We start from the raw sequence: 3,231 nt of genomic DNA on the forward strand, positions 1-3,231 counted from the left end.
AGGGGTGGGCCACGCCGCTTGCTCCGCAGGGTGGGCCTAGAAGAGCCGGAACTCCGTGCTCTCCGCGCCGCGAAGCTCGTCGTAATCGAGCACGACGCAACGGATTCCGCGGTCCTCGGCCAGCGTGCGGGCCTGCGGCTTGATCTGCTGGGCGGCGAATACGCCGGCCACCGGGGCGAGTGTGGTGTCGCGGTTGAGCAGCTCGAGGTACCGGGTGAGCTGCTCGACGCCGTCGATCTCCCCGCGCCGTTTGATCTCGACCGCCACCGTGGCACCCGATGCGTCCCGGCACAGCAGGTCCACCGGCCCGATCGCGGTCATGTACTCGCGGCGGATGAGCGTGTGACCCGGACCCAACGTCTCGACATGCTCGGCGAGCAGCTCCTGCAGGTGCGCCTCGACGCCGTCCTTGACGAGGCCGGGGTCGATGCCGAGGTCGTGCTGGGAGTCGTGCTCGATCGACGCGATGGTGATGCGGAGTTCCTCGCCCGCCTTGTTGGTGACGACCCAGTACGCCTCCGCCTGCGTACCGTCGGGAACCTGCGCCTCGGTGAGCCAGCACGGCGGACTCATCCAGTTCAACGGCTTGTAGGCCCGGTCGTCGGCGTGCACGCTCACCGATCCGTCCGATTTGATCAGCAGCAACCGCCGGGCCATGGGCAGATGGGCGGTCAGCCGCCCGACGTAGTCGACCTGACACTCCGCGATGACGAGACGCACGTGCCCACCCTAGTGGTGTGTCCCGGAACCGGGCGGCGCGGCCCGCTCACTCGTCGTAGTAGTGCTTCAGCAGAAACGTCTCGGCATCGACGACCGCGTCGTCCATCGTCGAGTGCACGTGCGGAAGCGCCGGGTCGAATCCCCGGAGTTCCGGCGGCGCATCGAGATCGGGCACCGCCGCGTCGTCACGGTGCCGATCGACGCTGTCGCGGACGACGCCGTCCGGGTCGACGAGCGCGGCCCGCCGGCCGCTGTCGTCCAGCAGCCGTTTGATGCTCAGCACCATCGTGCGTGCGACCGCGTCGATTACCCCGATGCGGGAGATCTCGACGATGACGACGGTGTATGCGTCGATGTCGGCCATGAGGCGCCGCTGGACACTCTCGGCGCCGGCGAAGGTCAGGTCTCCCTGCAGTTCGTACACGCGGATGCGGTCGCGACAGGTCCGCAGATAGCTGCGCTCCTGCTCGCCCCATTCCGCGCTGACGGGGGTGTCGGCGAGGTCGTAGACCGACCGGATCGTCACCCGACTCTCCCGTGTCACGTTGAACATGTGCAGACCCAGGTCGGTGGACAGATGCCGACACACGTCGACGCCGCGGACGCTGTTGCCGTGACCGTCGAGCCGTGGCGAGTACACGCCGATGCCGAGTTGCCCCGGCAGCACCGCGAGGATCCCGCCACCGACGCCGCTCTTCGCCGGCAGGCCGACGGAGGTGACCCAGTCCCCCGCGCCGTCGTACATCCCGCACGTCGTCATGACACTCAGCAACCGCTGCGCGGTCTCGTTGGAGAAGACCGTCCGACCCGTGCGGGGATTCATCCCGCCGTTCGCGATCGTCGCGCCGATCCCGGCCAGGTCGTCGGTCGTCACCCGAATCGAGCACTGTCGGTAGTAGAGGTCGAGAGCGGCGTCCGGGCTGGTCTCTAGAGCCCCGAAGCTGTCTAGCATGTAGGCGATCGCGCGGTTGCGCGAACCCGTCGCGGCCTCGGAGGCATAGACCCCCTCGTCCATCGTGAGGCGCCGTCCGGCACATCCGGAGTAGAACTCGAGCACCTCCCGGAAGGCGGCGTCGACCGCCGCCTCGGCCACGTCCCGGGTCGGCGGCAACAGCATGGATGCGGCAAAGATGGCCCCCGCATTGATCATCGGGTTCTTCGGGCGTCGGCGCTCGTCCACGCTGATCTCGTTGAATGCCTCGCCGGATGGCTCGACGCCGATCTTCGCGTCGACCGCCGCGGTGCCGTGCTTCTTCAGGACCATCGCATAGGTGAGGGGCTTGGAGACCGACTGGATGGTGAACGCCGTCGCGGAGTCACCATGTGAGTAGGTGTGGCCGTCGTGCACGCACATCGACAGGCCGTAACCCTCGGGGTCGACGGCGGCCAGTTCCGGGATGTAGTCGGCGACATGACCGGATCGGTCCGAATGGCATTCGTCCATGATGTGGCTGAGGTAACCGTCGACGAGGGAGTCCATGACCCCATCTAAGCGTGTCCCCCGGCACCCCGTCGGAGATGACTAGGCTGGCGATGACCGGGACCGAGACACCGACGCTGGGAGTACCGATGAAGCTGCTCGTCGCATACATCGCCACCTCGGGAGGCGACGACGCGGTCGCCCTCGGCGCATGCCTCGCGCGGACCTTCGACGCCGAACTCGAGCTCTGCATCGTCATCCCACCCGAGCCGGACAGCGCCGACCCGTCCGAACAGGTCTCGGTCGAACGCCTCTCCGACGCCCTGGACAATGCGGCCCGCCGCTGGCTCGACGCCGCTGCCGCCAGACTCCCCGACGACATCCAGACCACCACGACGATCGCCGAACACGCCAACCCCGGGGAGGGTCTCATCGTGCAGGCCCGGCGCACATCGGCGGACATGCTGGTCATCGGCGGCGCGGGTGGCGGTATCCGCGGCCGGCACACACTCGGGACCGTGGTCAACGACATCTTGCATTCCGCACCGGTCCCGGTGGCGGTGGCGCCACCGGGGTTCGCGCATCTCGGCGCCGACGAGGTGCGAGAGATCTCGGTCGCGATCGGTAGCCGGCCAGGCACCCAGCTGTTGTTCCAGACGGCGTTGCGCAGCGGTGTCCGTGCACATCGGCCCATCCGGCTGATCTCGCTGGTCGCCGTCGACGACGTCCAACCCTGGCGCACCGAGCCGGAAGAACGGGCCCTCGACCACGCTCGCGAACACGCGCGACGCAGTCTCGAGGCGGCCAGAGAACAACTGCCACCGGACTTCCCGGTCAGCTCGGCGATCGCCCAGGGGTCGACCATCGAGGAGGCGGTCGGCTCCCTGGACTGGCAGGACGGCGATGTGGTCATGGTCGGCTCCAGCCGGCTGGCGGCGCCCAACACGCTCTTCCTCGGCACAACCGCAGCGAAAATCCTTCGCGCGGTGTCGGTTCCGATGATCGTCGTTCCGAAGGGCACCGACTGATCACGTCTCGACCCAGAAAAGCATTGTGGCCCCTCACGAATCGCGAGGGGCCACAATGGGATG

Annotated in this window: 3 protein-coding genes; 1 reads left to right on the forward strand and 2 read right to left on the reverse strand. The window is 68.0% G+C overall.

Features of this window, described 5'->3' with window-relative positions:
• Positions 1-36: 36 nt before the first annotated feature.
• Both nucS and glsA read right to left on the reverse strand, forming a co-directional pair.
• On the reverse strand, positions 37-720 hold the full coding sequence (gene nucS, locus Q9R39_RS24465; protein ID WP_058249976.1) for an endonuclease NucS: 684 nt from the start codon (positions 718-720) through the stop codon (positions 37-39).
• 46 nt (positions 721-766) lie between these two features.
• A complete protein-coding gene (gene glsA, locus Q9R39_RS24470; RefSeq protein ID WP_311278434.1) occupies positions 767-2,200 on the reverse strand; it encodes a glutaminase A in 1,434 nt (477 codons plus the stop codon).
• An 89-nt stretch (positions 2,201-2,289) separates the two neighbouring features.
• Here glsA and Q9R39_RS24475 point away from each other — a divergent pair, with 89 nt between their 5' ends.
• Positions 2,290-3,168 carry a universal stress protein gene (locus Q9R39_RS24475; RefSeq protein WP_058249974.1) on the forward strand — a complete coding sequence of 293 codons (879 nt, stop codon included), beginning with the start codon at positions 2,290-2,292 and terminating at the stop codon, positions 3,166-3,168.
• The last annotated feature ends 63 nt before the right edge of the window (positions 3,169-3,231 follow it).

This window comes from Gordonia sp. AC31 (assembly GCF_031844505.1).
Lineage (GTDB): Bacteria > Actinomycetota > Actinomycetes > Mycobacteriales > Mycobacteriaceae > Gordonia > Gordonia hongkongensis.